This window comes from Pseudomonas sp. IT-P12, assembly GCF_949767465.1.
In the GTDB taxonomy this organism is placed as follows: domain Bacteria; phylum Pseudomonadota; class Gammaproteobacteria; order Pseudomonadales; family Pseudomonadaceae; genus Aquipseudomonas.
In genome coordinates, this window is sequence record NZ_CATKPY010000026.1 from 211,106 (window position 1) to 237,496 (window position 26,391).

Consider the following 26,391-nt stretch of genomic DNA (forward strand, 5'->3'; position numbering starts at 1 on the left):
GCCGCCATTGAGCCCTGATGGCGGAATTGGTAGACGCGGCGGATTCAAAATCCGTTTTCGAAAGGAGTGGGAGTTCGAGTCTCCCTCGGGGCACCATATAGCAGCACACGAGAGTCGCTACCGACTTTCGGAAGACAAGAAACCGGCCAGTTGAGCCGGTTTTTTTGTGGGTGTAGATCTAGCCCTGCCCCCCCCTTATCCTGCATATGTCCTGTTCAATGGAGCGACGGTGATGACGCGGCCGATGCCCATGCCAAAGGTTGAACGGCAGCACGTTTCGTCGAGCAAGGCAGCGGCGGATCATTCGGCGTAGGGCCTGAGAAAGCACCGACCGAACCACTCGAAGCCAAGGCCGGCGACCAAACGCGCCGCGAAATCCAAAAACGATCTGTTGCCCGGCGGCTTTCGCCTGACGCCCGAAGGCGTGTTTTATTCCGGTGACGATGGCGAGGCCCGCCCCGTGTGTTCGCCGCTGGAAATCCTGGCGCGCACCCGTGATGCACAGGGGCATAACTGGGGTTTGCTGGTCGAGTTCGACGATCCCGACGGCGCCAAAAAACGCTGGAACATTCCGGCGCGGACCATGACCGGCGACTTCGGCAAGGACGTGCTAGGTCCACTGGTGGACATGGGTTTGCGTCTCGCCGGCAGTCGCTCCGGGCGCAATGCGCGCAATGACCTGCAGAGTTATCTCGGCTGCTTCGACAGCGCCCAGCGCGCACGACTTGTCACCCGTTTGGGTTGGCATGACAGTGCCTTCTTGCTGCCCGAACAACAGGTCGGCTCGCACGTCGAGCACCTGCATTTCTATGAGGCCGGCGCGCAGCTTCCCCCCATCAGCGAAGCCGGCACCCTGGAGCAATGGCAACAACAGATCGGCGCCTTGTGCGTCGGTAATCACCGCTTGGCGTTTGTGGCCAGCGTGGCGTTCGCCGGTCCACTGCTGCACCTGCTTGGCCATGAATCGGGTGGGTTTCACCTCTACGGTGACAGCTCGGGCGGCAAGACCACCCATCTACAGGTAGCCGCCTCGATCTACAGTGGGCCGCGTTTGGTGCGCTCCTGGCGCTCGACGGATAACGCCTTGGAATCCATCGACGCCGCGCACTCGGATGGGCTTTTGGTGTTGGATGAAATCGGCATGTGCGACCCGCGCATCATTGGCGAAACGGTGTACATGCTCGGCAACGGCACCGGCAAAGCCCAGGCCAATGATCGAGGACAAACAGGCCGACAGGCGCAGGAGTGGCGCTTGCTGTTTCTCTCAACTGGCGAGAAGACCTTGGCGCAACACATGGCGGATGCGAACAAGGAGCTCAAAGCAGGCATGGAAGTACGGATGCTCGCCGTGCCAGCGGATGCCAGCAAAGGCCTGGGCATGTTCGACGTGCTGAACGGTTTCGATGACGCCGCCGCCCTCTCCGATGCACTCAAGGCGTGGGTAGCCAAGTACTACGGCACACCCATCACCGCCTTCCTGTCGGCCCTTTGTGAGCCCGACAAACTGCGTGGATGGTCAACGATTCTTCGCCACACGTTGGAAGGCTTCATTGCCAAGGCGCTGCCCGCCTCGGCCAGCGGTCAAGCGCATCGTGCGGCGGCCCGCTTTGGGTTGGCTGCCGCAGCCGGCGAGCTGGCCACGGCGATGGGGATTACCGGCTGGCCGGACGGCACCGCCACTACCGCCGCTCGTGTGTGCCTGAATGCCTGGCTGAATGAGCGGGGCGGCGCCGGTAACTTAGAAGGGGACGCAATCCTGGCGCGGTTGCGCCAGGTCATCGAGCGCTTCGGCGAAAGCCGCTTCACGCGCTGGGAGTCGGCTGCCGCGAAGATCGATGAGCACGGCCCCCGCACCATCGACCGATTGGGTTTTCGCAAATCGCTTGAGCACGGCCTCGGAGACGCGCTTCACACCACGACCACCTACTACGTTCTCCCAGAGGCATGGCGCTCCGAGATTTTCCGAGGCATGAACCTGAGCGCGGTTAACAAGGAACTCTTACAACTGGGTGTTTTAGAGCCTGGTAAAGACGGCAAAGCGTCGACCGCTGTACGCCTACCTGGACTTGGTTTACAGCGATGCTACGTGGTTGTGGCAGTGCCTGAGCAGGGTGAGCGCGAAGCGCAGGGTGCCTAAGTCGCTGCCTAATTCATGAGGTAGCGCCGGCTTATTCCGGCCTCGCCAGCCAGGCACACACAACCAAAAACCTGACTTTAGGACTGACCATGAACGAATTGAAACAGCAACAAGCGACTTTAATCTCCGAACGCGAAACGCTGGAAAACAGTCTCCCCCACTTGGAGGTTGCTTGGCGCAATGCGCCCAGCAACTACAGCCCTAACGGCAATATGATAGGAAGCCCAGAGGGCAGAGCCGCCGAGGACAGACTATCGAGTGCCCAAAGCCGTGTGCGCGCCATCTCCAGCGAGCTGGAACGAATTGAACAAAAGCTCACTCACCTTGACCGCCTAGAGCGGGTCGATCAGATCAAAACAGAATCCATCCAAGCGATGTCCGAATCGGCCGCCAAGGTCGAAGCATTGGAACGGTCACAAGCGCACTTGAGTGAGCGCCTTCAGGCGATTCAATCGGAGGCAGAACAAGCTTTGGAAAAAGCACAGCAAGCCGAGCGAGACGCAGCCAGCTTCTACGCCCGGAGCCTGGTCAGCGGCGACAGCGAAGGCGAAAAGGCCGCGAACAGCGAAATCCAGAAAGCCGCCAAGCAACTTGCGGTAACGGATGAGCAAGTGAGACGGCAAGAGCTTGTTCTCACTGCACTACGGGCCGAACTCGAGAGCATTGAGACCCAAATAACCTCTGCCCGGAAACAGGGAGATGAAGCTAGAAACGCGGTATTGAACGCGTTAGGGTTGGCGCTGGATGAAGAGTGGAACGCAGTCGTCAAACAACTGGTCATTGTGGGCTCTCGGATACTTGCCGTCAGCTATCAAAAGGGAGGGATGGGCGATGCACTGTCGAGACTCGAAGTACCTCGCTTCGGCCCTTTCCATTCCAGACTTGATCGTTCCGACTTGGTAGTCGCCGCACACAAAATATCTTTAGATGATCTACTCGCGTCATGACTCCGAAAAAACCCACACTAGTGGCATCTGGAAGTGGCGAGATGCTGGAGCCCATGAAAATCAAACAGGGGATTTTTTCGCGATGTAGAATTCTGCGCTGAGCCTCACACACGAAAAAGCCGACAACCGTCGGCTTTTTTCATTATGAATCAAAAGAAATAGCTAGTTGCGTCCTGTATTTTTTATGTGCACTCGCAGATCACCAACAACGCTTTCTCCAAAAGTGTAGATACCAGAAACCTCTAACCACCGTGCGTAATTGTCCCCCGTACCAAACCCGCCGAACAAAGTTTTCTGCCCTAGGACACTCCAAAAGAGATCAAGATTATTTTCTCTCAAATAATCAATCAATAAGTCCTTTCTGACTAATAGGCAGGACGGCGCGCTTCCGTTTGCTGCGGGGTCAAACGCTGCTAACTTTCCAGATGAGTCCAACCATTCACCTACTCGCGACGAATAGTTCAAGTTAAGCCCGTGAAAGATTTCCGTTCTAAGTGAAAGATAGGATCTTTGGCTGTCATCATCAGATCCCGTCTCCCAATGATGCCCTTCAGAGGTCACCTGAACACTACCAATAACTTTTTTTGTTATGGAGCTGGAAATCTTCTCCCAAGAGCTCCAACCATAGTACGGTTTCTGGAAGTATCGATATGCTGATGACCAGTAGTATTCACGACAAAATATCTGGTACTGACTTTTGCTTTCAGGCATCCATCTGCCCATGAAATTTTCATTTTTAAGATCCGCGACAACTTTAGAGCTATCGTCTTTCCTCACCAAATAACTACGGCACTGATACCATAAATTTTTACTATTATCAGCCTCGTAATAGGAACTGGAGAACTCAGGCTCCTTCCAACTTAAATAACGTTCCAACGCAAGCCATTCAACCCCATCCGAATCCACAATGGAAATAATCTCTTTAGGATCTGGAAGATTTTCAGAGGCTTTAAGCCATTCCGAGTTACTCATCCCCCAATCATTATATTCGGGCTTTTCCCAGAAGCACAAATTGGGATCATACGTTTGACTCATAGAAACCATAGTTGGATCTATATTTCTCAATGCAGGATGCCACGGACCTTCATACTCAACGTAGGAGGTATTATCTCTACTCCTACCACTGGTTTCATCAATCATCTTTTTGTTATCAGACAGTCTGGCTACGACTTCATACAATGCTAGCCATTGATATTTTTTACCTATCCGTTCAACTACATTATTATACCGATCATTCGATCTCACATCTTTATCAAGTACACCATGTTTGTCCGCAGTATATCCATACTTCTCAAAAATCAGCTCGCACGCATAGTTACTTAACAGATTGGAGTCACACTCCCAGTTTCTGAGGGCGCTTTCGAATGTATACCGACCAAAGTCGCCATATCCACCAACACCTCGACCGTACTCAGTCACCATCGAACTAAGAATTGAACGAACACCAGATACTCCTTCTGACTTACAATCGCCAGCATAAGCATCCACAATCTCATTACTCGGAAAGACTTCCGGAAAGTCACTCTTATATGGAGGACTTACCAAAACAAGCACATCCTTATCAATCACACCTTTACAACAACCATACTCAACTACCCCTCTAGCATAATCTCTAACAAGGACATTAGGATAAAATTCGTCACTATTAGTCACTAAATCGGTGATAAAAACACAAATACCATCCAAGCCAGTTATATCTGAAGAGTTAACCACAGCACCGTATACTGAAGCGTACAACCGTTCTAGAAGATAAAAATCATCTACATCCTTAAATAACTCCAAAAGACTTCTTGCCACCACCAACTCATTTATTAACAGCTTAGTCAATGCTTTAGTAGCGGAGTCCCTAAGCTTAATATTCGTACTCGTAAACAACCATGATAGTGCTATTGCACAAAGGCGCTTAGAGTCGCTAGAAAAAGTTGACTTATCGTCTAGATTTATAGCCCACTTGACGAGCCTCCAAATACTTGAAGATTCGTCATCTTGAAAGTTAATATAATAACTCCAAAACTCATCTCGGTCAGCCATAGACATACTAAAGAGATAACAGTGAAGGCTATCCGCATTATAATAATGCTCAGGATCCCCAACTATAGAATACACCGCTTGAATAAATCGATCAAAAATATCATGATCTGAAAGCACCAGGGACTTTATGTAGCCCCAACTTTCTTCCTTAACAGTTTTCGGTGTTCGCCACACGAGGCTATTAATAAATGCTTCCACAATATTTTTCGAGTGTGGGTAGTCCTCGGCCAGAACCTCATACAGCTCTAGTCCGAATCTATTAGGTAACTGTATGGATAACGACTCGAGAACACCTTGATGCAAACTAGGATTATTGACAAATTTTGCCAACGCCCCCTCCCCTCTAAATCCTGCGACAACATCATCAGGGTCTAACTCGGTAAAGACGAGATAGCTAGCAAGCAGATGATCTTCAAATTTTTCATATGATAAGTAAACTCCTTCTTGAGAACCGACTTGCTTGTTCCAAAAAGCATTTTTCGATAAAACACCCTCAGAAATAAGCGCATCGAGAAATCTTCGCTGATTACTAAACCTGCTCACCAACTCCTCGGTTAGCGCGTATGCAGCATCATATTCAACATAAGGCGACCCAGACTCAAGCTTAGCCTTGACAACACTAGTGGCAACTATTTTTACTAAATTCTTCTCAACTGGGTAATCAAACTTTGATGGAGCTGACAATCTCTCATTAACGCTCTCGAAATAATGATCAATGACATCGCTAATACCACCAATGTCTTTTGAATTGGAGCGCCTTCTTTTCCCTTTGAGCCCTTCACAGAAAAGCTTCAAAAATAATGGATTACTAAATTCCGGGCTAAGTAGCGGTATCGAAGGTTTAGCTATTCCGTACTGGCTAAAAAACAACGCTGACGCTTCATCTTCATGTCCAGCAAAACCATGGTGTCTTACCCTAATCAAACCATCTACTTCGGCGTTATCCAGCTGTAACATCCTAACATAGGATGTTCTGACACTTAGAACTAAACCTACCCATGGAAAAGCTTTAAAGCTTTCCACAAAACTATGGATATGATCCTCCCAGAAAAACTTGCCACGACCTTCGTTTATAGCATCAACTACAAAAATCAGACGTTCCCCTCTCGACTCTGCCTGAGCATTTAGCGCACCTAGCAGTTCCTCCTCAGAACACTGAAGCCTAAGTATATTTCTAAGAATCTGCGTCCAAGGGGCTTCTTCAGAGGTCAAGTGCTGCCCGAGAATAAGTACCCCAGGACAATTTTCTTTCAACTTCCTAGTGGAGAAATCCCCCAACAAATGAGACTTACCTATCCCTGCATCACCAGTCAAAAGCATATAAGGCGAATTTGTTAAGTACTGACTATCTCGGCCAAAATTTACTAACTGACGAATAGAACGCAATGTATCCATATAAAGCTTTCTGACGAAGGCGTGTTTTTTTTGTTCGCCATGGATAGCATTCTCGACCTCGTCCCTTGCGACGATTATAAGTTCGTTCAGCTCGTTAAGTGCGGATAGAATTCCAGCCCAAAAGATATTTTCTACACCACTTTCAAAAATAATAGCGCAATTTAGTTTTATGATATCAACGTATTTTGAAACAGGTTTAGTTAGTGGCACTTTTGGCTGCGCTATTGCAGCCTTCAGTAACAACTCCAATTGAAAAAATAGCTCATCAAACATACCACGTGCATGTTCCTTAAAAATACTGGAACGAGTCAGCGCCTCAAAACGAAGGTTTATATTGAGTTCAATGTTAGCTTCGGGAGTGTAACGTCGCCCGAGATCTTTTATACTTGAAGATATTTGCCGAACAAACCACTTTTCAGAAAATTCATTTTCCGAAAACCAGAACAACTTCCTGCCAGAATTTACATCTCTGGAAAGCCTATGAATCAGCTCTGAACTACCCCAGTAGACTATTTCTACTGCTCTTCCCGCCTGTCGGGCTATTTCTTTCCACTCGTCAGTTTTACTATTCCAATGGTCCATAAACCATTTCTGCTTATCCCTTCGAGGATCACTTCTATCCATCGGAATACATACATAATATTTAGTTAGATTAGGGTGAGTATTTAAGGCAGTTTCAAATGATTTTTTTATTTGTGCCCACTGGGAAGCCCCAATAGAATCGAAATACTTAGCTTGCCAACCATATTCATCACCATTATCCAGAACGCAATAAGCTTCTACACCTGCGTCAGGCGCTGCAACTCTATAGAAGCTCACACGCCCTGGGATTTCTTCCTCTCTCGCTAGCTGGCACACCAGCTCTTCAAATGCAGAATTCTGAGAGTTATTGAAAGTCCTAATTTGACTCCATTCAACAGCCATGAAAACACCACCGATATATATCAATTCTGTTTAAAGGTAATATTTATAACATCTACGTCATGGTAAATATAGAAACACTTCAACCGCCACCAATATAAATACAACAAATTGATTCGGCATGAATGCGACTGCTCCTACCCTCCGCTAATCCTCAATTAGCTCGGGAAATACGTAACGATTTTCTACGCACTTCTCAACATATATTAAGTCTTGATCAATCCTTCCCAATCCGGATTCGCATTCCAACTTCCGCAGCCTGAATTCCTCCACAGATTCTGGCTTTGCATGTTCAACGAAACCTTGATCAGCAAGTTTTTTGTTTGCTTGGGCAAGTCGATTGCTTAGCAGCTCACGTTCAGAATCTAAGGCTGCTTTAAAGTCTGCAGGGAATAACTGATATTCCAGACGCTTAATCGACTGATAAATGCCCTGAATCTCAGGACTGGTTTTAGAGTGAACAAAATTAAAACTGTGTTCGTCAAACGCATGGTGCTCCTGATTTTGCCCCTTCCAGTTAATAAGATCCTTTTTGATGACGTCAATATTACTTGAATCCCAGAGCGTAGCAGGGACGACCAGCTTGTACATTTGCTCCAGGCTGATCTCCAGTAAATTTTCGGGGCGTAGATTGTTCGGAGAAAATACTCCAGTCAGTTTGATTTTGTTACTCACACAAAATTTTACAACCATCGTTTCCAGCCAAATTCGACAGTATATTAAGGCTTGGCGTATATCGGAAACTGACAGAGCCTGCTCAACTTTGGCAGAGAACCCTGCGTCATAGTCCATTACCACAATGCCTTTATTAGTGTGTTTAAGCACCCGACTAGAGAATGTTTCACTCTTGTGCTTGATCTTGCACATATTGCAATATCGCTCCCAGAACAATCGATCATGCGTAGTAATGATCTGCTGGGTGTTTTTGAGATAAGGATCGTTAAACATCAAATCAATAATATTTGCGCGATGATCAGAATCGATAGCATTAACCACATCATCAAACACAATGAAAGGATACTTATACTTTTCAGCCACTGCCAACAATAGCGACAATCCAAGGGAACGAATATGACCTTCACTCAACGCTGAAAAAGCGTCTTTCGAAGCCCCATTAGGTGTTGTGATCTTGATTCGATAACCAGTAGTGGCACGTTCAAAACGGAGTTGCTCAATCCGCTCAGAGTCATCATCGTGCTTATTAATTTTTCGATAATATTCAGCCGCAGTTTCCTCTACCCCCTGAACTTGCACCTCTTCTATTGACAACTTATACTTCAATAGATCCTGATAAAGAACCTCATACTCTTGTTGCATTTCCGCTAGCAATTCATTGTACCGACGCTCTGCAGCCACCCCTGTACGTATGGAGCGTTGTTTAACGCCAATTGCCTGTATATTTTTTCTAACTAGCTTTAGCTGCTCCCGATTATTTTTAATTCTCGAAACAATACTCTTCACCTCAAGAAGAGAATCCCGCAGTGCATCAATTTTGTTCTGAGCCTCGGATATCTCAGAATTTGATTCCTGGCGAATACTTTTTTCTTTAATCGCAACCTGATTATAAAGTTCAAACTTCTGCTCCATCAATAACAGCCACTGATACAGCTCCTCAAGTTTTCTCGCTCGTACAGAAAACTTCTCTGCTGGGCTTTTTTTTATGGCTTCTAACTTTTCCTCTACACCCTTTACATGTAAATCTATTGAAACCCCTCGACCCTCATTCTCAACAGCCCCCTGAATAAGAGCCCCCCAGATCTGTTCACATAGAACAATTCCACGCTCAGCGGTATGTAGCGCATCCTTCAATCCAGAAATTGCCTCGAGTTTCACTAGTTCACTTTGAGCACGAAAGTACGGATTTTCTTTGGCGTGCTCAATCGGCGTCAGACACGCAGGGCAACTACTCAGATTTTCAGGAGCCTCACCTAATCGAACCAATAAATTAAAAAAATCTTGAAAATTCACAAGTCCAATATTGTCAGCAAGCCTGGCCTGAGCTGTTGAGTATTTGAATAACTGCATTCGTAGACTACGAATCAACGCGGATAGCTTTTTAGGTTCTAATGTATTTGGTATTAACTGAGATTGTCTTTCTCGCAGTTTTCGCTCTCGGTAGGCGAGCAATTTTTTTGAAAAATCTAGCCGGTTTTGTAGTAACAAAGTGTCATAATGGCTGATACCAAGCGTTCTACAAAGATCCTCCCTGAGGCACAAATTCTCCTGAAGCAGCCCATTTTTAAGCGAGTGTTCACGATCGAAGTCAAGAGCCAGGCGAGCTTTTTCCTGAGTCGAATCTTCGACTCTGAACGCAGCCAAATTAAAGCTTTTAGGCAAAACAAATCGTTGGATCAGCTCTTCAATCTCTTCAAGCCCGAAAAGCGCAGCCAAGACATCCTTTTGTTGAAAGTTTGTGTCTTTTGAACCTAATAAAGAAAACTCTTGGAGACGGTTTCGATCAATGAAACATGGAGACCAAAGAGCATTGCTCTCAAACAGAGATCCGTCAGATGCCCTAAATACTAAGTTATGCTTGGTATCTTCCCTGCGAATGTACTCTGAGAGCTTGGTGCTTCGCCGATCCGCCTCCTTCAAGGAACCGGTAACGACATACTCAATCGCCTCGCACAAGGAGGTTTTGCCACCTCCATTGGGGGCATAGAAAATATTTTTGCCCGGTGAAAACTTGATGTAGGTGCCTTTGTCATGAGATCCGAAGCTACCGAAACCTCTAAAGTTACTCACGCGCATAGCGCCAAGCGATTTGAGTCCTTGCTGTGGGACAAACTGAAACTCACCCGCACCTTCTGCAAAAGCCAGATATTTTCGCGCCCGCTTGGAGATGTTGAGCTTCAGGATATCTAGACGTTTGTTGGCCAAAACCTCTTTAATTTTTTCGCTGAGCCGGCCGCGTTCCAAGCGTTTGGTGTAAATGATCCACAAGGCCAGCAGATATCCTTCCGATCGGCCAGAGATGTGCTCCTTGGCAAAATTCTCAAGGTGTTGAGACATATTCCCTTCCTCTAGGTATGACGCGTCTAGCGAGTTGCTCCCACATCTGAAATCTATGTTCAATGGTGCTCACCTCAGCATAACGAGGTGAATGGCTCAGGGCCATCAGTACGTATTCAAGCTACCGCTTACTGCTTCACCACCGTCAGGGCTAAACAAGACAACAGCACGAGAAGCTGAAGGAAGATTTATTTCCCCAATCGCCTGGCTTCATGGTCGATAACAGTGTTACACCGCATGGACGTGTACATTTCGCCCAGTTTTTTTCGACATAAGGTGTAACTAGATTTTTCTAATAAATACAAGTAGTTAGCGTGCTCTGTTACACGAATTACACCTGTTACACGTGTTTTGAAAGGGATGCATATCAGCTCCCCACTCCCCTTTCTAGATGAAGCCTTCAGCGATATTAGCTCGCCCTTGTTGCCTGTGGAAAAATACGACTCGTCGCTTCAGAACCTCGAAGGGACCCTAAGTTTTTACGCTAGATACGGGGTCGGAAACCCGCGTGATCGTGTTAGCGGAAAAGTGCACAGCTTAGTGAACAGGTGAACCTCGTGAACTGCTGTTCACCAGTGCATTTGCCCTATCGCTTGGTAGCTCGCCGGGGCCCCTGGGCATTTCGAATGGGTACGGGGCAAAGAACCCGCCGAATCGTGTTAGCGGCTGGATTTTCTACGTTGGTTGACAGGTTGACGTGGTTGACACCACCCCCAAGGTTGACGGGGCTCAACCGTTCGCTATCAACAACACGCTAGCCCACCTTTACCGTTGCGGTAACGATTCCCTTTTCTCTTCAATATCCTTTCAATTTCAACGTTGAAATTTCAATAAGCTGATGAAACTGTCGCTACCAAGATCTCGCGGCTTTCCGACCCGTGTTGAGACAAAAGTCTCAGGGGCCCCGGCAGCTTTTGTAGGACTGAAGCGTGTTAAGTTACGGAAAGACTACGATTTTTGGAGAGGCAGAATGGAATCAGCTCGGGATAGGTACACAAAGGAAATTGTAGAGGCTGAAGACTTATGGATGCTTCCACACGTTGACAGGGATGGCTATGAATGTAGCGGGTGCAAGAAGCCCGTTTACCCGGCGTCGTATCTCAAAACTAATCTAAAGCGGCCGCACTTCAGCCTATTCCCTAAAACGGATCATGTAGAGGGTTGCGACGTAGATGGGGAACGGAAAACCGTTGCAAGCGGCCGCAAAGGCAGCGTTCGCAATGAATTGGAAACGAGCCCAGGCTTGTCCCCTTCGAGATTGATCCTTAAGGACGAACGTACTTCAGTAGACCCTACCTTGCCGAAGTCACCTGCACAGACTGGTAGCAAGAGCACCACCCGAACCAATTCGGATGATGGTACGACGAGGCCAGCCGGGCGAAGACCGTCCAACACGATCCGGCCGATTTGTCGTGCGTTCATCAATTTCCCCTACGACAGAAACATGTCATTAGACATTCCCGGGATCGAGGATAAGACGTATCTGACTGCCTTTAAAAAATTGGGGGCTGCAAACGCAGGCATCGAGCAATTTTCTCGTTCAAAAGTTTTCTATGCGGAGCTGGCCTGGGCAAAGGCTCAAGCAATAGATGATTCGTTGGTGATCCAGCTTTCTGCTGGTGAATGGAACTCCGAGCGACAGCTAGTGCGCAAATACATGCTTCGCATCTGTTGGTCCCAATGGTCCAGTTACAAACGGACGAAGGTACAGAATGAGATGGAGGTCGTGCGCGAGGAAGGTATCAAGGAGAAAAAAAGCAAATCCAAAAAACGCGCCTATGCTTTTTTCATCGGAGAGCAAGAGGAACAAGATCCGACTTATTTCAACGTCACCGATCATCGCCTCATCTGCGGCCTGGTCGCTGAACTCAGCTGGTAAGCACCGAGCTGATCGGGCATCATCAGGGCAGAAAAACTGAATTTGTATCCCTGCTTGTATCCCTAGGGGCATAACTTAGCTGCAAGCCACGGATTATATGGATGCCTACAGTCTCCCTCGGGCACCACATAACACCAACGAGAGTTACTACCGACTTTCGTAATAAAAAACCGGCCAATCGAGCCGGTTTTTTTGTACCTGGCGATCATGATACAAACCGCCCTCTTCCCCACAAAAACACCCCGCCTTCCAGGGCTTACACCTCTACATCAAGTCCCACGCGAGCCAGCAACCATTCCTGATAAACCGCATCACCATCTGCCGGCAGGCCGCTATGGGTGGTGTCGATGTTTCCCCCTTGCAGTTGCCCAACTTCCATCCGTTGCTGAAGGCTGCTCAGTGCATCCGAAGCGTCGTTGTGACTGAGGGTCTGCACTTCTGGCAGTTCGGCAGCGTTGCTTTTCTCTTCGGGCGGTGCCCAGTCCGGATCGGCGCTGTATCGGGCTTTCAGCTTTTCCACATCGCGCTCGGTCTCGCGAAAGATCTGATCGAGTTTTGCCTGGACTTCCGGTGTCGCGTTGGGGACTTCGAACCTGGCGGCTGTGGCCGTGCCGTTCGCGAGGGACTTTTTCAGTTCATTGACGTAGTGCAGTGGCGGCAGGTTGCTTCCGATCATGTTGACACTCCTTCGTAGGTCAGCGAGTGAGAGCAAGAGTCAGGCCAATCGTTTTGTCGCCCCGTTCTGTTGGGCATGGGCCGATCGTGTGGGGGCGTGGCTGGAAGCGATTTGCCGGCAGGGGCAATCCGTTGCCGTGGGCGGGCCGAAACTCGGGGTTATCCAGCCAGTGGGCCTTGTGGTTTTCTATCGGGTCAGCCACGTGAGTGCCGAGATGGAGCGAGCCACGTAGCCCTGGCTGTATCCCAACGGTAGAATCCCGCGCCAGGTACGTTTTACAGGGCACGCACGCGTTTCCTTCTGGTTCGCTTGTTCCGCTGGCCCCATTCACAAGGATTCACCTCATGGAATCGCAACTGGAAACCGTCGCCCTCTTCTCCCTGAAACTGGCGTATGAGTCGGAAGACCAGAGCCCGATCCTGCGTGACGATCTGGTGATGGGCGATTACCAGCGGGATGTGTTCGAGTTGTTGGTGCGGCGCGGGGATGTCGAGGGGATTCAGGTGAAGGTGGGTGAGTGCCTGGGGTTGGCGCTGGAGGCGGTTGGCGGTGTGGATAAGCCGTTGGGGCGGGAGTTGCAGAAGTTGGCGGCGGAGTTTGCCGATGGGCAGACGATGGAGCACTTGGGTGAGCCGCTGATTGCGCTGAAGGCTTATCTGAAAGATATCGTGTGAAGGTGGCCCATTACTGGATAACCGTTTGTTGCAATGCGTTTCCAGAGAGGCATAGTCCCGTCTGCGGGATCGCGGTTGTGCCTTGATTTCCTTGTGTTTTCTGCGATGGATGGCCGATGGGGCACCAGTTTGTTTTGACAGTTGCAGGAACGGGGTGTGCAGGATAACCTCCCACTGTCGCTGCCAATTCAGCGGCCGGGTGTGAGAGCCCGCAACAATCAAGGCGCGAAGCGCCCCAAAACCTGTCGTGGCGTTTTTTTTCGTCTGCGATAAGGCTTTATGGCGGCTGTGCGTGGGAGACCTTCGGGTCTACCGGTTGCCTTGATTGCCGGTTTCTCACCCCGCGCACGGCTGTCACCCAAGCCCGTGAGAAGGCTCGTGACAGCTCCTCCAATCAAGGATGTTGATCATGACCAAAACAAATCCGTCTGTAATTTGGCTGTTCCTTCCACGCCACGCCCAACCCCGCAATCCCCTCCCCCACCACTTCTGCATCTGCGGAGGTGTCCAATGACCGACCAACCCGAACTCACCACCATTGGCCTCACCCCGGCCATCTACTGCTCCGGTTCCGATAACCCGGTGTTCCATGTCACGCGCGGTGTTCCGCTGGTGGATGCGTTGAGCATGGCTTCTGATTTTCTGTTTCTCGCCAAGGCGCTGAGCAAGGATGCGGCTTATGCGCGGGATCTGGATTATCACGCCTGGGCGGCGCATTACCTGACGTCGATGAGCAAGGCGTTGGTGGATGATGCGGTGAAGGTGTTGGAGTGGGATCGGGGGGCAGCGGCAAAGCGGGCCGCGGCTGAAACGGAGGCTGAGGGGTAACGGCTGGCGTCAGGCTGTGGGGGCGGGTTTGGTTGCGGTGTGGGATGGCGCTGTGGGGGTGTCTGGTTTTTAGCGTTATCGTTCACGTCCATCGCGAGCAGGCTCGCTCCCACAGAAGAACACAGATAGTGCTGGGGTGGGGGCGAATCCCTGTTTGGGAGGGATTCGCGGTCGGGGTTATTGGGATCGCTGGGCTATCAGCTGTAGCAACCGATCATCCTCGCCCGCCGCACCGATGACTTGCAGCCCGACCGGCATGCCGTTGACCAGCCCTGCGGGCAGGCTGATCGCCGGTAGACCGGTGAGGTTCCAGGCGCTGGTGTAGCTGAGGACGGCGGCGCGTACGTCGATGGCCTGGTCTGTGACACGGACTTGGCGTGCATCGACGGGTGTCGCGGTGATCGGCACGCTGGGCGAGACCAGGAAGTCGTAGTGCTCGAACAGTCGGGCCATGCTCGCCTTGAGCGCGGCCTGTCTGGCTTGGGCGCGCAGGTATTGCCAGCCTCTGACTTCCGCCGACAACTCGAGGCGCTCGCGCACTTCCGGGTCGAATAGGTGCGGCGCCTGCTGCATGCGCTCGGCGTGGACGTCGTAGGCCTCGGCGCGTTGCAGCGCGAGCAAGGCTTCCTTCATGTCGGCGGCCAGGGGTTCGAGCTCGGCGGTTGGCTGCAGCGACTCGCCAAACAGTCGCTGCGCCGCCTCCTTCACCTGCCGATCCAGCGCCGGGTCAACCGGGCCGAAGCTGCCCGTGGTGATCCAGCCCACCCGCAGCGGTCGATCAGAGGTCGACTGCCTGCACGCTCGGCCCGCCAGCACTTCGAACAGCAGGCGCGCATCCTCGACGTGGTTGGCGATCGGCCCGACATGATCGAGGCTCGCCGACAGCGGGAACACCCCTTGAAGCGGTACGCTGGCAAACGACGGCTTGAAGCCGACCGCGCCGCACAACGCCGCCGGAATGCGGATCGACCCGCCCGTGTCGGTGCCCAGTGCCAATGGCACCATGCCGCTGGCCACCGCCGCCGCGCTGCCGGCGCTGGAGCCACCGGTGATGCAACGGGCGTCCCACGGGTTGCGTGCCGCGCCTTGCAGTGAGCGATCACCGGTCGGGCCGTAGGCGAATTCGTGGGTCAGGGTTTTTCCCAGCACCACGGCGCCCGCTTCGCGCAGGCGTTGCACGCACAGTGCATCGCGGCTTGGCCGGAAGCCGGCAAAATGCGCCGAGCCATAGGTGGTGATGTGGTCGAACGTGTCGATGTTGTCCTTGATCGCCACCGGGATGCCATGCAGCGGGCCCAGGTCGATGCCCTGCGCCAACAGCTCGTCGGCCTTGTGCGCCTGGGCCAGCGACACGGCGGCATCGACGTGAACGAAGGCGTTCAGGATCGGGTTCAGGCGTTCGATGCTGTCCAGGGCGGTTTGGGTCATTCGCACGCTCGTCAGGGTGCCCGCACGTAACGCCTCGGCCAGTGCGACGACTGACTGGCCATGAAAGGGTCCAACATGAACAGGCTGGGCCAGGCTCATAGAAACGTCTCCATCAAACAGCGGCAGGTTGAGGGGAAGCGGCCACCCGCCGGGCGCCCGGGCGCACCATCAGCATCGCGCTCATGCCCAGTGCCGTGGCGACCGCTGCGGCGACGAACATCGACGAGTAGCCGTAGTGCAAGGTCAGGTAGCCGGTGAGCATGGGCGCGATGAACGAGGCCGTGTTGGCGATGAAGTGCGTCATGCCGCTGTAGGCGCCGACCCGGTTGGACGGTGCGGTGTCGATCACCACGGCCCAGTAAACCGAGTTGGGCAGCGCGTTGAGGGCGTTGGCCACGGTCATCAGGGCGATCACGCCCCACACGGTCTGGGCCTGGGACACGAGGATGAAGCACAGGGTGGTCAACAACAGGCAGGTCGCGGCCAGCCAGCTGCGTGCCACCTTGAGGTTACCGGTGCGGCGCAACAACAGGTCGGAAATCTTGCCGCCCAGCAGCACGGTGAAACAGGCGCCGGTCCAGGGGATCATGCCCATGTACCAGAGGGACGACAGGTTGTAGTGGAACTGGTCCTGCAGGTATTTGGGGGTCCAGGTCAGCAGCAGGAAGGTCACGTACACAAACGAGAAGTAACCGACCGCGTTGAGCAGCAGGTCCTTGTTCCTGAAGAAATGCCATACCGGCGTCACGTCGTCGGCCGGGGCCGAGGCGTTGCCCGCCGCAGCTCGCTCCTGACGCAAATAGTCACGTTCGGCCTGGGACACTCGCGGGTTTTCGTCGGGCGTATTGGTGAAGCGCGTCATGAAAAAGATCAACAGCGCGAGGCTGACCACGCCCAGCACCACGAACATGCTGCGCCAGTCACCGGTCAGGGTTTGCAGGCCGACCGCTATCGGCGCAGTCAGCAGCGCACCCAGCGGCGTGCTGAGCAGGCCTACCGACACCACGAAACCGCGCTCCCTGGGGGTCGCCCAGTTGGCCACGCTCTTGTTGATCACCGAGTAGGCCGGGCCTTCGGCGAAGCCGAACAGCACACGGATGGTGGCGAACCCCGCCATGGCCGAGCCGCCCATGAAGGCCAGTCCGAGATCGCCGGCAAACGCGGTGCAAATCTCGAAAATCGACCAGGTGGCGCCGGCAATCAGCCAGATGCGCTTGGCGCCAAAACGGTCGGCCAGGATGCCGCCGATCAACGCGCCCAGGATGTAGCCGTAGCCGAAGTAACCCAGGACATTGCCCCAGTCGGCCTTATCGAAACCGTACTCCGGAAGAATGCTCGCCGAAGCGTAGGAAATGGCCCCGCGATCGATGTAATTGAGCAACGCCATCAGCATGATCAGGAAGAAAATCTGGTAGCGGAAAGACGGAATAGCTGCGCTTTTCATAGGTGTCTGACTCTTCAAAATGAGGGCAGAAGTCAAAAAGTCGGCCGCGTCCGGCGTATTTTTATTGTGTTACCCAAACGTTTGGGTTGGCCGAATGTAGATTCCGCAAAACGTTTAGTCAATCGTTTGGGTAAAGGATTTTTCCGGGAGGATGCAGCCCTTGGGTTAGAATCCCGGGCTGGACAACAGAAGGTTGGAAGCCCCGCACACATGCCGAATCAATCTCGCCCCGCCACGCTGAAATCCATGGCGGCCGAACTCGGGTTGCACGTTTCTACGGTATCGCGCGTGCTCAACGGCGACCCGACCGGCGTCGAGCGTGCGGCGTCGCCCGAGGTGGTGGCGCGGATTCGCGCACTGGCCGAGGCACTGGATTACCGGCCGAACACCCAGGCTTCCAACTTGAAGTTGCGCAAGAGCCAGGAAATCTGCGTGCTCATGCCACGCCTGACTGACCTGGTGATGGCAACCATTTATGACAGCATCGACAGCGCGGCCGAGCAGGCCGGCTACCTCACCTTCGTCTCCAATACCGACGACCAGCAACCCCGCCAACAAGCGCGCGCCGAACACGCCTTGCGCCGTTCGGTGGCCGGGCTGATCGTGGCGGACTCGCACCTTGGAGAAAGCCAACCGCTGCTGGACTTGCTGATGCGCAAGCACATTCCATACGTGCTGGTCAGCCGGCAGATTGCCGGTCACCTGGCGGCGGCGAGCGACGACGAACGGGGCGGTTGGTTAGCGGCGCAACACCTGCACCAGCTGGGCTATCGCGATGTGGCGATCCTGGCGGGCGAGCGCCATGCGTCCACCGGTGCTGATCGTACCCGTGGCTTCATCCGCTACTACCGCGAGCAGGGCCTGACACTGAACCCGCAGTGGACCGTCAATGGTCCTTTTGACAGCCTGACCGGGCACCAACAGGGCGAGTATCTGCTGGGGCTCAACCCTCGTCCGCAGGCGTTTTTTGCGGTCAACGACTTCCTGGCCATCGGCCTGATGGGGGCTGCCCGTGACAAGGGTTTGATGCCGGGCAAGGACATTGCCGTGGTGGGTTTCAACGACATTGCGCTGGCCAACGAACTGACCGTGCCGCTCACCAGCGTGCGCCTGCAGTTGGCGGAGATGGGCCGGCACGCCGTGGAGTTATTGCTCAAGCGCATCAAGGGCGAGCCCGCCGAGTCGATCATCCTCGCCCCGCAGTTGCAGGTGCGGGCGAGCTCCTCGCTGCGTTGCGCTGACTGAAGGCGCCTCCGTGCGCCTTGTTGAATGGTGTTACGCCGTCGCGCTGATGGCTGCGCGCTTTTCATCACTCGGTACGTCATGCAGGGAAATGCGCGAGGTTTCCGGCAGCGCCAATCCCCCCGCCAGCGCCAGCAAGGCAATCGCGATCAGATAGAAGGCCGGCGACAGGTTGCTGCCGGTGGTGGTGATCAGCCAGGTGGCGACCAATGGCGCGGTGCCGCCGAAGATCGTGTAGGCCATGTTGTAGGTGATCGCCGACGCGGTGTAGCGAGTGCGTGTCGGAAAGGTTTCCGAGAGCAGCGCGGCCGTGACCACGCCGCACAACACCGCGCCGATGGCCAGCAGCATCACGCCGACGATGGAGGCGGCGAACGAGCCGGAACTGGCCATCAGGAACGACGGATAAACGACCACGATCAGCAGAATGCAGGCCGTGGCCACGGTTTTGCGCCGGCCGACCCAGTCCGAATACAGCCCGGCCAGTGGGCAGATCATCGCCGCGAACAGCAAGGCGATCAGCGACACCAGCAGCGCGGTGGCGCGGCTCAGGCCGCCGGCGACTTGCAGGTACGTGGCGAAGTAGGTGGTGAACATGTAGAACGACAGCGCCGTGAGTGACACGAACGCGCCCAGGCAGCAGATGGCTGCACCATGGTTGCGCAGGGTTTCCTTGAGCGGGGAATGCGCGACGGCGTGTTCCTCGGTCACGGCCTGGAAGGCCGGCGTCTCGTCCAGCTTCCAGCGCAGGTAAAGGCCCACCAGCCCCAGCGGCGCGGCAATCAGGAACGGCAGGCGCCAGCCCCAACTGCCCATCGCTTCGGCCGACAGCGAGGCCTCCAGTGCATAAGCCACCACCGCCGCTGCGGCGAAGGCGGAAAACGTCGACACCGGAATGAAGCTGCCGTACCAGGCGCGCTTGTCGCTCGGCGCGTGCTCCATCAGGTAGGCACAGGCGCCCGCGTACTCGCCCCCGGCGGAAAAGCCCTGGGCGCAACGGATCAGCGACAGCAGGATCGGCGCCATGACCCCAATCGCGGCGTAGGTCGGCAGCAGGCCGATCAAGGTGGTCGCGCCGGCCATCAACAGAATCGTCATCGCCAGGGTGCGCTTGCGGCCGATCTTGTCACCCAACATGCCGAAGAACAGCCCGCCCAGGGGACGAAAGGCAAACGCCACGGCGAAGACCGCGAACGTCTTGAGCAAGGCGGCACTGGCGTCGCCACTGGGGAAAAACTGCTGCGCGATGGTCGTGGCCAGAAAGCCGTAGACCGCGAAGTCGAACCACTCGACGAAATTGCCGATCCCGGCAGCCACGATCACCCTTCTCAGCGTCTGCGGGCTGACCTGCTCTGTCGTTACGTTCGTCATGCTGAACCTCGCCAATTCGTCCATTCACGTCCGATTATCGGGGTAGCCACCGACGCGGTTGGGCTCAGATGTGTCGTCCGCGTAGTCAGTAGCGACCTGTTGCAGGTTAGACAGGCAGGATTTGGGCCATTGGAGGCTGTGGATGACACAGGATGCGGCGAGGTGTCTGGTTTGCGGCGTTATCGTTTACGGCCATCGCGAGCAGGCTCGCTCCCACAGGGGGTGGTGGTTGTCTGGTGGTTTTTTTGTTTCAAGGTTTTTGTTCGGGCAGGTCTGCACCGTGGATTTGCCTACCCTTCTGATGCTGTTTCTCACCGCTTACGCCTGTTATACATCCCTTATCGACAAGCCCGCTGGGCGTTGGGTCGGTGGGGGCACGCCTTGGGCGTCTCTCATCTAGACTCAAAGGAGAGTCGTAGACAGAACTGAACACGTCGCTTTGGTGCGTTTAAACCCAGGGCGCCGTGGCACTCTGCCTTTTATGCCCTTTGGAGGCGCGGCGAAGACCGTGTCGGGCACAACAAGATGCCCATTCAGGGTGCCCTGGCCAACGGCCTGAAAATGCCACGATACCGTGACGTGGTGTGAGTGCCGCAGCCGACACTTTCGGACAACCGACAACCATCTGGTTCGTCCGTGACCGTGAGGATTGCTGGAATGCCTGATGAGAGTTTGCACCTGTCTGTGGTCAACAGCTTGCTGGAGCGCCATGCGGGCTCTGCGGGTGCGCTGTTGCCGCTGCTGCATGATATTCAGGAGCGCATCGGCTACATCCCCGATGTCGCCGTCCCCGAGATTGCCCACGCGCTGAACCAGAGCCAGGCCGAGGTTCGCGGGGTGATCAGTTTCTACCATGACTTCCGTACCGCGCCGCCGGCCCGCCATATCCTGCGCTTGTGCCGCGCCGAGTCGTGCCAGAGCCGCGGTGCCGAGCAGTTGGCCGCGCAGTTGCGCGAGCGCCTGCAACTGGATGACCACGGCAGCAGCGCCGACGGCCACATCAGTCTGCGGCCGGTGTATTGCCTGGGTGCCTGCGCCTGTTCGCCGGCCCTGGAGCTCGATGGCCGGGTGCATGCGCGGCTCAGTGCCGAGCGTCTGGATGCCCTGCTCGATGCTTGCCGGGAGGACGCGTGATGCCAATTCTTTATCTGCCTGCCGACTCCCTGGCCCGCGCCGTGGGGGCCGATGAGGTGTCCACGGCGCTGATCACCCAGGCCACCGAACGCCACCTGCCGCTGGAGCTGCAACGCACCAGCTCCCGTGGCCTGTACTGGCTGGAGCCCTTGCTGGAAGTGGACAGCCCGCAAGGCCGTATCGGCTTTGGGCCGCTGACCGCTGCCGACGTGCCGTCGGTGCTCGATGCGCTGCAAGACCCGACGTTTCAACATCCATTGGCCCTGGGGCTGGTGGAGCAATTGCCTTATCTGAAGACGCAACAGCGCCTGCTGTTCGCCCGCGCCGGGATCACCCGGCCATTGTCGCTGGACGATTACCGCGCCCATGGCGGTTTCGAGGGCCTGGCCCGGGCCGTGGCGCTGGGCGGTGAGCAGACCGCGACGGCGGTGTTCGACTCCGGCCTGCGTGGCCGGGGTGGCGCGGCGTTTCCGGCGGGGATCAAGTGGCGCACGGTGCGCAACACCGAGGCGGCGCAGAAGTACATTGTGTGCAACGCCGACGAAGGCGACTCCGGCACCTTCGCCGACCGCATGTTGATGGAAGGCGATCCCTTCCTGCTGATCGAAGGCATGGCAATTGCCGGCCTCTGCGTGGGGGCGACCTACGGCTACATCTATGTGCGCTCGGAATACCCGGATGCCGTGGCCGTGTTGCGCCAGGCGCTGAACATCGCACGCACCGCCGGTTACCTGGGGGCCAATGTCGGCGGCAGCGGCCAGGCCTTCGACCTGGAAGTGCGGGTCGGGGCCGGTGCGTACATCTGCGGGGAAGAAACCGCGCTGCTGGATTCGCTGGAGGGCAAGCGCGGCTACGTGCGCGCCAAGCCGCCGATTCCGGCGCTCAAAGGCCTGTTCGGCCTGCCGACGCTGGTGCACAACGTGCTGACGCTGGCCTCGGTGCCGCTGATTCTGGCCAAGGGCGCGCAGTTCTATCGCGATTACGGCATGGGCCGTTCCCTGGGCACCATGCCGTTTCAACTGGCGGGCAATATTCGTCGCGGCGGCCTGGTGGAGCGGGCATTCGGCCTGACCCTGCGCGAACTGGTGGAAGACTACGGCGGCGGCACGGCCAGTGGCCGACCGCTGAAAGCGGCACAGGTCGGTGGACCGCTGGGGGCCTGGGTGCCGCCCTCGCAGTTCGACACGCCGCTGGATTACGAAGCGTTTGCCGCCATCGGCGCGATGCTCGGTCACGGCGGTGTGGTGGTGGCGGACGACAGCCTGGACATGGCGCACATGGCGCGCTTCGCCCTGCAGTTCTGCGCCGAGGAATCCTGTGGCAAGTGCACGCCATGCCGCATCGGCTCGACCCGGGGCGTGGAGGTGATCGATCGCTTGTTGGCGGCCCCGGACCAAAGCGGTCGCGATGAGCAGGCGATCATCCTCAAGGACCTGTGCGACACGATGCAATACGGTTCGCTGTGCGCCCTGGGCGGCATGGCCCCCTTCCCGGTGGTCAGCGCCCTCAAGTATTTCCCTGCCGACTTCGGTCTGCACGCCTCGGAGGCCGAGCAATGATCACTCTCTTCGACCCGAACACCGATATCGACCTGGGCACGCCGGCCCGCGACAGCCAGGTGCAAGTGACCCTGAACATCGATGGCCGCAGCATCAGCGTGCCCGAAGGCACTTCGGTGATGCGCGCCGCCGCACTGATGGGCACCACCATTCCGAAACTCTGTGCCACCGACAGCCTGGAAGCCTTCGGCTCCTGCCGCATGTGCCTGGTGGAAATCGACGGCATGCGCGGTTATCCGGCGTCCTGCACCACACCGGTCAGCGAAGGCATGACGGTGCACACCCAGACGCCAAAACTGGCGACCCTGCGCCGCAACGTCATGGAGCTGTACATCTCCGACCACCCGCTCGATTGCCTGACCTGCTCGGCCAACGGCAACTGCGAGCTGCAGACCGTGGCCGGCCAGGTCGGCCTGCGCGAGGTGCGTTACGGCTATGAAGGCGAGAACCACCTGGCCGACGTCAAGGACACCTCCAACCCGTATTTCGACTACGACCCGAGCAAGTGCATCGTCTGCAACCGCTGCGTGCGCGCCTGCGAGGAAACCCAGGGCACCTTTGCCCTGACCGTGACCGGGCGCGGTTTCGAATCGCGGATTTCGGCGGCCGGTGGCGAGAACTTCCTCGACTCCGAATGCGTGTCCTGCGGTGCCTGCGTGCAGGCCTGCCCGACCGCGACGCTGATGGAAAAAAGCGTGGTCGAGATGGGCCAGCCGGAACGCAGCGTGATCACCACCTGCGCCTATTGCGGGGTGGGCTGTTCGTTCCGCGCCGAGATGAAGGGCGACCAGCTGGTGCGCATGGTGCCGGACAAGAACGGCCAGGCCAACCACGGCCACTCCTGCGTCAAGGGACGCTTTGCCTGGGGCTACGCCACTCACCCGGATCGCATCACCAAGCCGATGATCCGCAAACACATCAGCGATCCGTGGCAGGAAGTCAGCTGGGACGAAGCGGTGACCTACGCCGCCAGCGAGTTCCGGCGCCTGCAGCAAAAATACGGCCGCGACTCCATCGGCGGCATCACTTCCAGCCGCTGCACCAACGAAGAAACCTACCTGGTACAGAAACTGGTGCGCGCAGCGTTCGGCAACAACAACGTCGACACCTGCGCGCGGGTCTGCCACTCGCCCACCGGCTATGGTTTGAAACAAACCCTGGGCGAATCGGCGGGCACCCAGAGTTTCGATTCGGTGATGCAGGCCGATGTGATTCTGGTGATGGGTGCCAACCCGAGCGACGCGCACCCGGTGTTTGGCTCGCAGCTCAAGCGTCGCCTGCGTGAAGGCGCGCGCCTGATCGTCATCGACCCACGGCGCATCGACCTGGTGGATTCGGTGCACGCCCGCGCCGAACTGCACCTGGCGCTGCGTCCGGGCACCAACGTCGCCATGCTCAACGCCCTGGCCCACACCATCATCACCGAAGGCCTGCAGGATCAGGCGTTCATCGACGCCCGTTGCGAGGGCAGCGATTTCGCCCGCTGGAGCGAGTTCGTCAGCCGCGCGGAAAACTCGCCGGAAGTGCTGGGGCCGATCTGCGGCGTGGCGGCGGCCGACATCCGCGCGGCGGCCCGGCTGTACGCCACCGGCGGCAACGCGGCGATCTATTATGGCCTGGGCGTGACCGAGCACAGCCAGGGCAGCACCTCGGTGATGGGCATCGCCAACCTGGCCATGGCCACCGGCAACATCGGCCGCGAAGGCGTGGGCGTGAACCCGCTGCGCGGGCAGAACAACGTGCAGGGCTCCTGTGACATGGGCTCCTTTCCCCACGAGTTGCCCGGCTACCGGCACATTTCCAATGTGGAGGTGCGCACGCAATTCGAACAGGCGTGGAACGTCACGCTGCAACCCGATCCGGGCCTGCGTATTCCCAACATGTTCGAGTCGGCGCTGGCCGGCCATTTCAAAGGTCTGTACTGCCAGGGCGAAGACATCGCCCAGAGCGACCCGAACACCCAGCACGTCACGGCGGCCCTGTCGGCCATGGAGTGCGTGGTGGTGCAGGACATTTTCCTCAACGAAACCGCCAAGTTCGCCCATGTGTTCTTGCCGGGCAGTTCGTTCCTGGAAAAGGACGGCACCTTCACCAACGCCGAGCGACGTATCTCGCGGGTGCGCAAGGTGATGGAACCGCTGGGCGGCAAGGCCGACTGGGAAGGCACCGTGGCCCTGGCGCACGCCCTGGGTTACCCGATGAACTACCGGCACCCGTCAGAAATCATGGATGAAATCGCCAGCCTGACGCCGACCTTCACCAACGTCAGCTACGCCGAACTGGACCGCCACGGCAGCCTGCAATGGCCGTGCAACGCGGCGGCACCGGACGGCACGCCGACCATGCACATCGAGCAGTTCGTGCGCGGCAAGGGGCGTTTCATGCTCACCGGGTATGTGGCGACCGAAGAGAAGGTCAACAACCGCTATCCCCTGCTGCTGACCACCGGGCGCATCCTCAGCCAGTACAACGTCGGCGCGCAGACCCGGCGCACCGAGAACGTCGCCTGGCATGACGAAGACCGCCTGGAAATCCACCCGACCGACGCCGAGAGCCGTGGCATCAACGAAGGCGACTGGGTGGGCATCGGCAGCCGCGCCGGGCAGACCGTGTTGCGCGCACGGGTAACCGAACGCGTGGCCCCGGGCGTGGTGTACACCACCTTCCACTTCCCTGAGTCGGGTGCCAACGTCATCACCACCGACAACTCGGACTGGGCGACCAACTGTCCTGAGTACAAGGTCACGGCCGTGGAAGTCAGCCGCGTCTACCACCCTTCCGAGTGGCAAAAACGCTACCAGGCCTTCAGCGATGAGCAGGACCGTTTGCTCAAGGAACGCCGTCAGGCTCGGGGCGATAAAGCGGAGGTGCGCCGATGAGCACGGCCAACCTGATCAAGATGGCGAACCAGATCGCCCTGTATTTCGCCAACGAACCGGACCAGCAGCAAGCCGTGCTCAGCGTGCGCAACCACCTGCAGATGTTCTGGACGCCGGGCATGCGCATGGAGCTGCTGGCCTGGCAGACGGAGCATCAGGGGGCGGATTTGCATCCGTTGGTGCAGACAGCGGTGAGCGAGGCGGGCTGGAAGGCCTGAACACCTGTGGGAGCGAGCTTGCTCGCGATGGCGTCACCGATAACGCGGGCAGTCCCAATGCCCGCGTTGCCCGGACACTCAGCGCGAGCAGGCACGCTCCCACATGAGACACCCGCTCCCACGGGCGGGGTTATTCGATTTCGATCGGCCCCTTGGTGCCGGCATCGCTGTCGGTCCAGTAATCCTCCCCCACCAGGCGTCGGTCGCCTTGAAGAGTGAAGGTGAGCTTGCCTTGCTTGAATTGCAGCGCGCCATCGGTGCGTTTGGCATTGACCCGCTGGCCGTTGACCCAGACCTGCTCCTTGGCATCGATACGAATGGTGGCCACGGTTGCGCCGGCCGTGCTCTTGGCGACCCATTGCCCGGCGTAGGGCGTCTGGGTGTTGGCGCTGCCCGTTGCGGGGTTGCTGAACCCGGCCTTGGCGTTCTCGGCTTTGGACTTGTGGATATCGCAGCCCTCGAGCTCACTCACCTGGGTGCAACCCGACTGCTCCAGTTGTTTGCGGTACTTGTCGTTGATGGCGTAGGCCGGTGATTGCGCCAGCAGCAAGATGGCCAGGGCCGACAGGATGGTTTTGTTCACACACGCTCTCCTCTGATCAACACGTTGCCCGGA

At 56.1% G+C, this 26,391-nt stretch carries 16 protein-coding genes, 1 tRNA gene and 1 pseudogene; 11 read left to right on the forward strand and 7 right to left on the reverse strand.

Annotated features, from left to right (window positions below):
* Positions 1 to 11 precede the first annotated feature (11 nt).
* The 3 genes and pseudogenes from ACM6IM_RS26185 (at position 12) to ACM6IM_RS26195 (ending at position 3,084) form a co-directional block, all read left to right on the forward strand.
* Positions 12 to 96, forward strand: a tRNA-Leu gene (locus ACM6IM_RS26185).
* A 120-nt stretch (positions 97 to 216) separates the two neighbouring features.
* Positions 217 to 2,137, forward strand: a pseudogene (locus ACM6IM_RS26190) (DUF927 domain-containing protein); the annotation flags it as partial.
* A gap of 89 nt (positions 2,138 to 2,226) precedes the next feature.
* On the forward strand, positions 2,227 to 3,084 hold the full coding sequence (locus ACM6IM_RS26195) for a hypothetical protein (protein WP_414866696.1): 858 nt from the start codon (positions 2,227 to 2,229) through the stop codon (positions 3,082 to 3,084).
* Positions 3,085 to 3,246: 162 nt separating this feature from the next.
* Here ACM6IM_RS26195 and ACM6IM_RS26200 read toward each other — a convergent pair whose 3' ends face one another.
* Together ACM6IM_RS26200 and ACM6IM_RS26205 are read right to left on the reverse strand one after the other, a co-directional pair.
* Complete coding sequence (locus tag ACM6IM_RS26200; RefSeq protein WP_414866697.1) at positions 3,247 to 7,434, reverse strand: hypothetical protein; 4,188 nt, start codon at positions 7,432 to 7,434, stop codon at positions 3,247 to 3,249.
* Positions 7,435 to 7,578: 144 nt separating this feature from the next.
* Positions 7,579 to 10,443, reverse strand: coding sequence for a hypothetical protein (locus ACM6IM_RS26205; protein ID WP_414866698.1), 2,865 nt, complete (start codon positions 10,441 to 10,443; stop codon positions 7,579 to 7,581).
* Between the two features lie 1,444 nt (positions 10,444 to 11,887).
* On the opposite strand from ACM6IM_RS26205, the gene ACM6IM_RS26210 reads away from it, so the two are divergent.
* Complete coding sequence (locus tag ACM6IM_RS26210; RefSeq protein ID WP_414866699.1) at positions 11,888 to 12,322, forward strand: hypothetical protein; 435 nt, start codon at positions 11,888 to 11,890, stop codon at positions 12,320 to 12,322.
* A 256-nt stretch (positions 12,323 to 12,578) separates the two neighbouring features.
* Here ACM6IM_RS26210 and ACM6IM_RS26215 read toward each other — a convergent pair whose 3' ends face one another.
* Positions 12,579 to 12,998: a hypothetical protein gene (locus tag ACM6IM_RS26215; RefSeq protein WP_414866700.1), complete on the reverse strand. Its 420-nt coding sequence runs from the start codon at positions 12,996 to 12,998 to the stop codon at positions 12,579 to 12,581.
* A 344-nt stretch (positions 12,999 to 13,342) separates the two neighbouring features.
* Here ACM6IM_RS26215 and ACM6IM_RS26220 point away from each other — a divergent pair, with 344 nt between their 5' ends.
* Positions 13,343 to 13,672 carry a hypothetical protein gene (locus ACM6IM_RS26220; protein WP_414866701.1) on the forward strand — a complete coding sequence of 110 codons (330 nt, stop codon included), beginning with the start codon at positions 13,343 to 13,345 and terminating at the stop codon, positions 13,670 to 13,672.
* Between the two features lie 510 nt (positions 13,673 to 14,182).
* Positions 14,183 to 14,500: a DUF3077 domain-containing protein gene (locus tag ACM6IM_RS26225; RefSeq protein WP_192302649.1), complete on the forward strand. Its 318-nt coding sequence runs from the start codon at positions 14,183 to 14,185 to the stop codon at positions 14,498 to 14,500.
* Between the two features lie 177 nt (positions 14,501 to 14,677).
* Here the strand turns inward: ACM6IM_RS26225 and ACM6IM_RS26230 are convergent, their stop codons facing one another.
* Both ACM6IM_RS26230 and ACM6IM_RS26235 read right to left on the reverse strand, forming a co-directional pair.
* Positions 14,678 to 16,027: an amidase gene (locus tag ACM6IM_RS26230; protein WP_414866702.1), complete on the reverse strand. Its 1,350-nt coding sequence runs from the start codon at positions 16,025 to 16,027 to the stop codon at positions 14,678 to 14,680.
* 13 nt (positions 16,028 to 16,040) lie between these two features.
* Positions 16,041 to 17,372 carry an MFS transporter gene (locus tag ACM6IM_RS26235; RefSeq protein WP_192302651.1) on the reverse strand — a complete coding sequence of 444 codons (1,332 nt, stop codon included), beginning with the start codon at positions 17,370 to 17,372 and terminating at the stop codon, positions 16,041 to 16,043.
* A 210-nt stretch (positions 17,373 to 17,582) separates the two neighbouring features.
* Between ACM6IM_RS26235 and ACM6IM_RS26240 the strand changes: the two genes are divergently transcribed.
* Positions 17,583 to 18,617 (forward strand): LacI family DNA-binding transcriptional regulator, encoded by a 1,035-nt coding sequence (locus ACM6IM_RS26240; protein WP_414866703.1) that lies wholly within the window; start codon positions 17,583 to 17,585, stop codon positions 18,615 to 18,617.
* Positions 18,618 to 18,647: 30 nt separating this feature from the next.
* Here ACM6IM_RS26240 and ACM6IM_RS26245 read toward each other — a convergent pair whose 3' ends face one another.
* Positions 18,648 to 19,985 carry an MFS transporter gene (locus tag ACM6IM_RS26245; RefSeq protein ID WP_414866704.1) on the reverse strand — a complete coding sequence of 446 codons (1,338 nt, stop codon included), beginning with the start codon at positions 19,983 to 19,985 and terminating at the stop codon, positions 18,648 to 18,650.
* Positions 19,986 to 20,642: 657 nt separating this feature from the next.
* On the opposite strand from ACM6IM_RS26245, the gene ACM6IM_RS26250 reads away from it, so the two are divergent.
* The 4 genes from ACM6IM_RS26250 to ACM6IM_RS26265 are packed head-to-tail and all read left to right on the forward strand — an operon-like array spanning position 20,643 to position 25,775.
* Positions 20,643 to 21,119: a formate dehydrogenase subunit gamma gene (locus tag ACM6IM_RS26250; protein WP_414866705.1), complete on the forward strand. Its 477-nt coding sequence runs from the start codon at positions 20,643 to 20,645 to the stop codon at positions 21,117 to 21,119.
* On the forward strand, positions 21,119 to 22,678 hold the full coding sequence (locus tag ACM6IM_RS26255) for a formate dehydrogenase beta subunit (protein WP_414866706.1): 1,560 nt from the start codon (positions 21,119 to 21,121) through the stop codon (positions 22,676 to 22,678). Before ACM6IM_RS26250 ends, ACM6IM_RS26255 begins: the two co-directional genes overlap by 1 nt.
* A complete protein-coding gene (gene fdhF / locus ACM6IM_RS26260; protein WP_414866707.1) occupies positions 22,675 to 25,557 on the forward strand; it encodes a formate dehydrogenase subunit alpha in 2,883 nt (960 codons plus the stop codon). Before ACM6IM_RS26255 ends, fdhF begins: the two co-directional genes overlap by 4 nt.
* On the forward strand, positions 25,554 to 25,775 hold the full coding sequence (locus ACM6IM_RS26265) for a formate dehydrogenase subunit delta (RefSeq protein WP_371049189.1): 222 nt from the start codon (positions 25,554 to 25,556) through the stop codon (positions 25,773 to 25,775). The genes fdhF and ACM6IM_RS26265 overlap by 4 nt, the downstream gene beginning before the upstream one ends.
* A gap of 130 nt (positions 25,776 to 25,905) precedes the next feature.
* Here the strand turns inward: ACM6IM_RS26265 and ACM6IM_RS26270 are convergent, their stop codons facing one another.
* Positions 25,906 to 26,358 (reverse strand): hypothetical protein, encoded by a 453-nt coding sequence (locus tag ACM6IM_RS26270; protein ID WP_414866708.1) that lies wholly within the window; start codon positions 26,356 to 26,358, stop codon positions 25,906 to 25,908.
* Between the last annotated feature and the right edge of the window lie 33 nt (positions 26,359 to 26,391).

Bases quoted from the DNA above. Each gene is read 5' to 3' on its own strand.
- ACM6IM_RS26265 (WP_371049189.1), top strand. From the start codon at position 25,554: ATGAGCACGGCCAACCTGATCAAGATGGCGAACCAGATCGCCCTGTAT.
- ACM6IM_RS26245 (WP_414866704.1), bottom strand. From the start codon at position 19,985: ATGACGAACGTAACGACAGAGCAGGTCAGCCCGCAGACGCTGAGAAGG.
- ACM6IM_RS26225 (WP_192302649.1), top strand. From the start codon at position 14,183: ATGACCGACCAACCCGAACTCACCACCATTGGCCTCACCCCGGCCATC.
- ACM6IM_RS26215 (WP_414866700.1), bottom strand. From the start codon at position 12,998: ATGATCGGAAGCAACCTGCCGCCACTGCACTACGTCAATGAACTGAAA.
- ACM6IM_RS26250 (WP_414866705.1), top strand. From the start codon at position 20,643: ATGCCTGATGAGAGTTTGCACCTGTCTGTGGTCAACAGCTTGCTGGAG.
- ACM6IM_RS26200 (WP_414866697.1), bottom strand. From the start codon at position 7,434: ATGGCTGTTGAATGGAGTCAAATTAGGACTTTCAATAACTCTCAGAAT.
- ACM6IM_RS26210 (WP_414866699.1), top strand. From the start codon at position 11,888: ATGTCATTAGACATTCCCGGGATCGAGGATAAGACGTATCTGACTGCC.
- ACM6IM_RS26195 (WP_414866696.1), top strand. From the start codon at position 2,227: ATGAACGAATTGAAACAGCAACAAGCGACTTTAATCTCCGAACGCGAA.
- ACM6IM_RS26220 (WP_414866701.1), top strand. From the start codon at position 13,343: ATGGAATCGCAACTGGAAACCGTCGCCCTCTTCTCCCTGAAACTGGCG.
- ACM6IM_RS26230 (WP_414866702.1), bottom strand. From the start codon at position 16,027: ATGAGCCTGGCCCAGCCTGTTCATGTTGGACCCTTTCATGGCCAGTCA.
- ACM6IM_RS26235 (WP_192302651.1), bottom strand. From the start codon at position 17,372: ATGAAAAGCGCAGCTATTCCGTCTTTCCGCTACCAGATTTTCTTCCTG.
- ACM6IM_RS26255 (WP_414866706.1), top strand. From the start codon at position 21,119: ATGCCAATTCTTTATCTGCCTGCCGACTCCCTGGCCCGCGCCGTGGGG.
- ACM6IM_RS26205 (WP_414866698.1), bottom strand. From the start codon at position 10,443: ATGTCTCAACACCTTGAGAATTTTGCCAAGGAGCACATCTCTGGCCGA.
- ACM6IM_RS26240 (WP_414866703.1), top strand. From the start codon at position 17,583: ATGCCGAATCAATCTCGCCCCGCCACGCTGAAATCCATGGCGGCCGAA.
- fdhF (WP_414866707.1), top strand. From the start codon at position 22,675: ATGATCACTCTCTTCGACCCGAACACCGATATCGACCTGGGCACGCCG.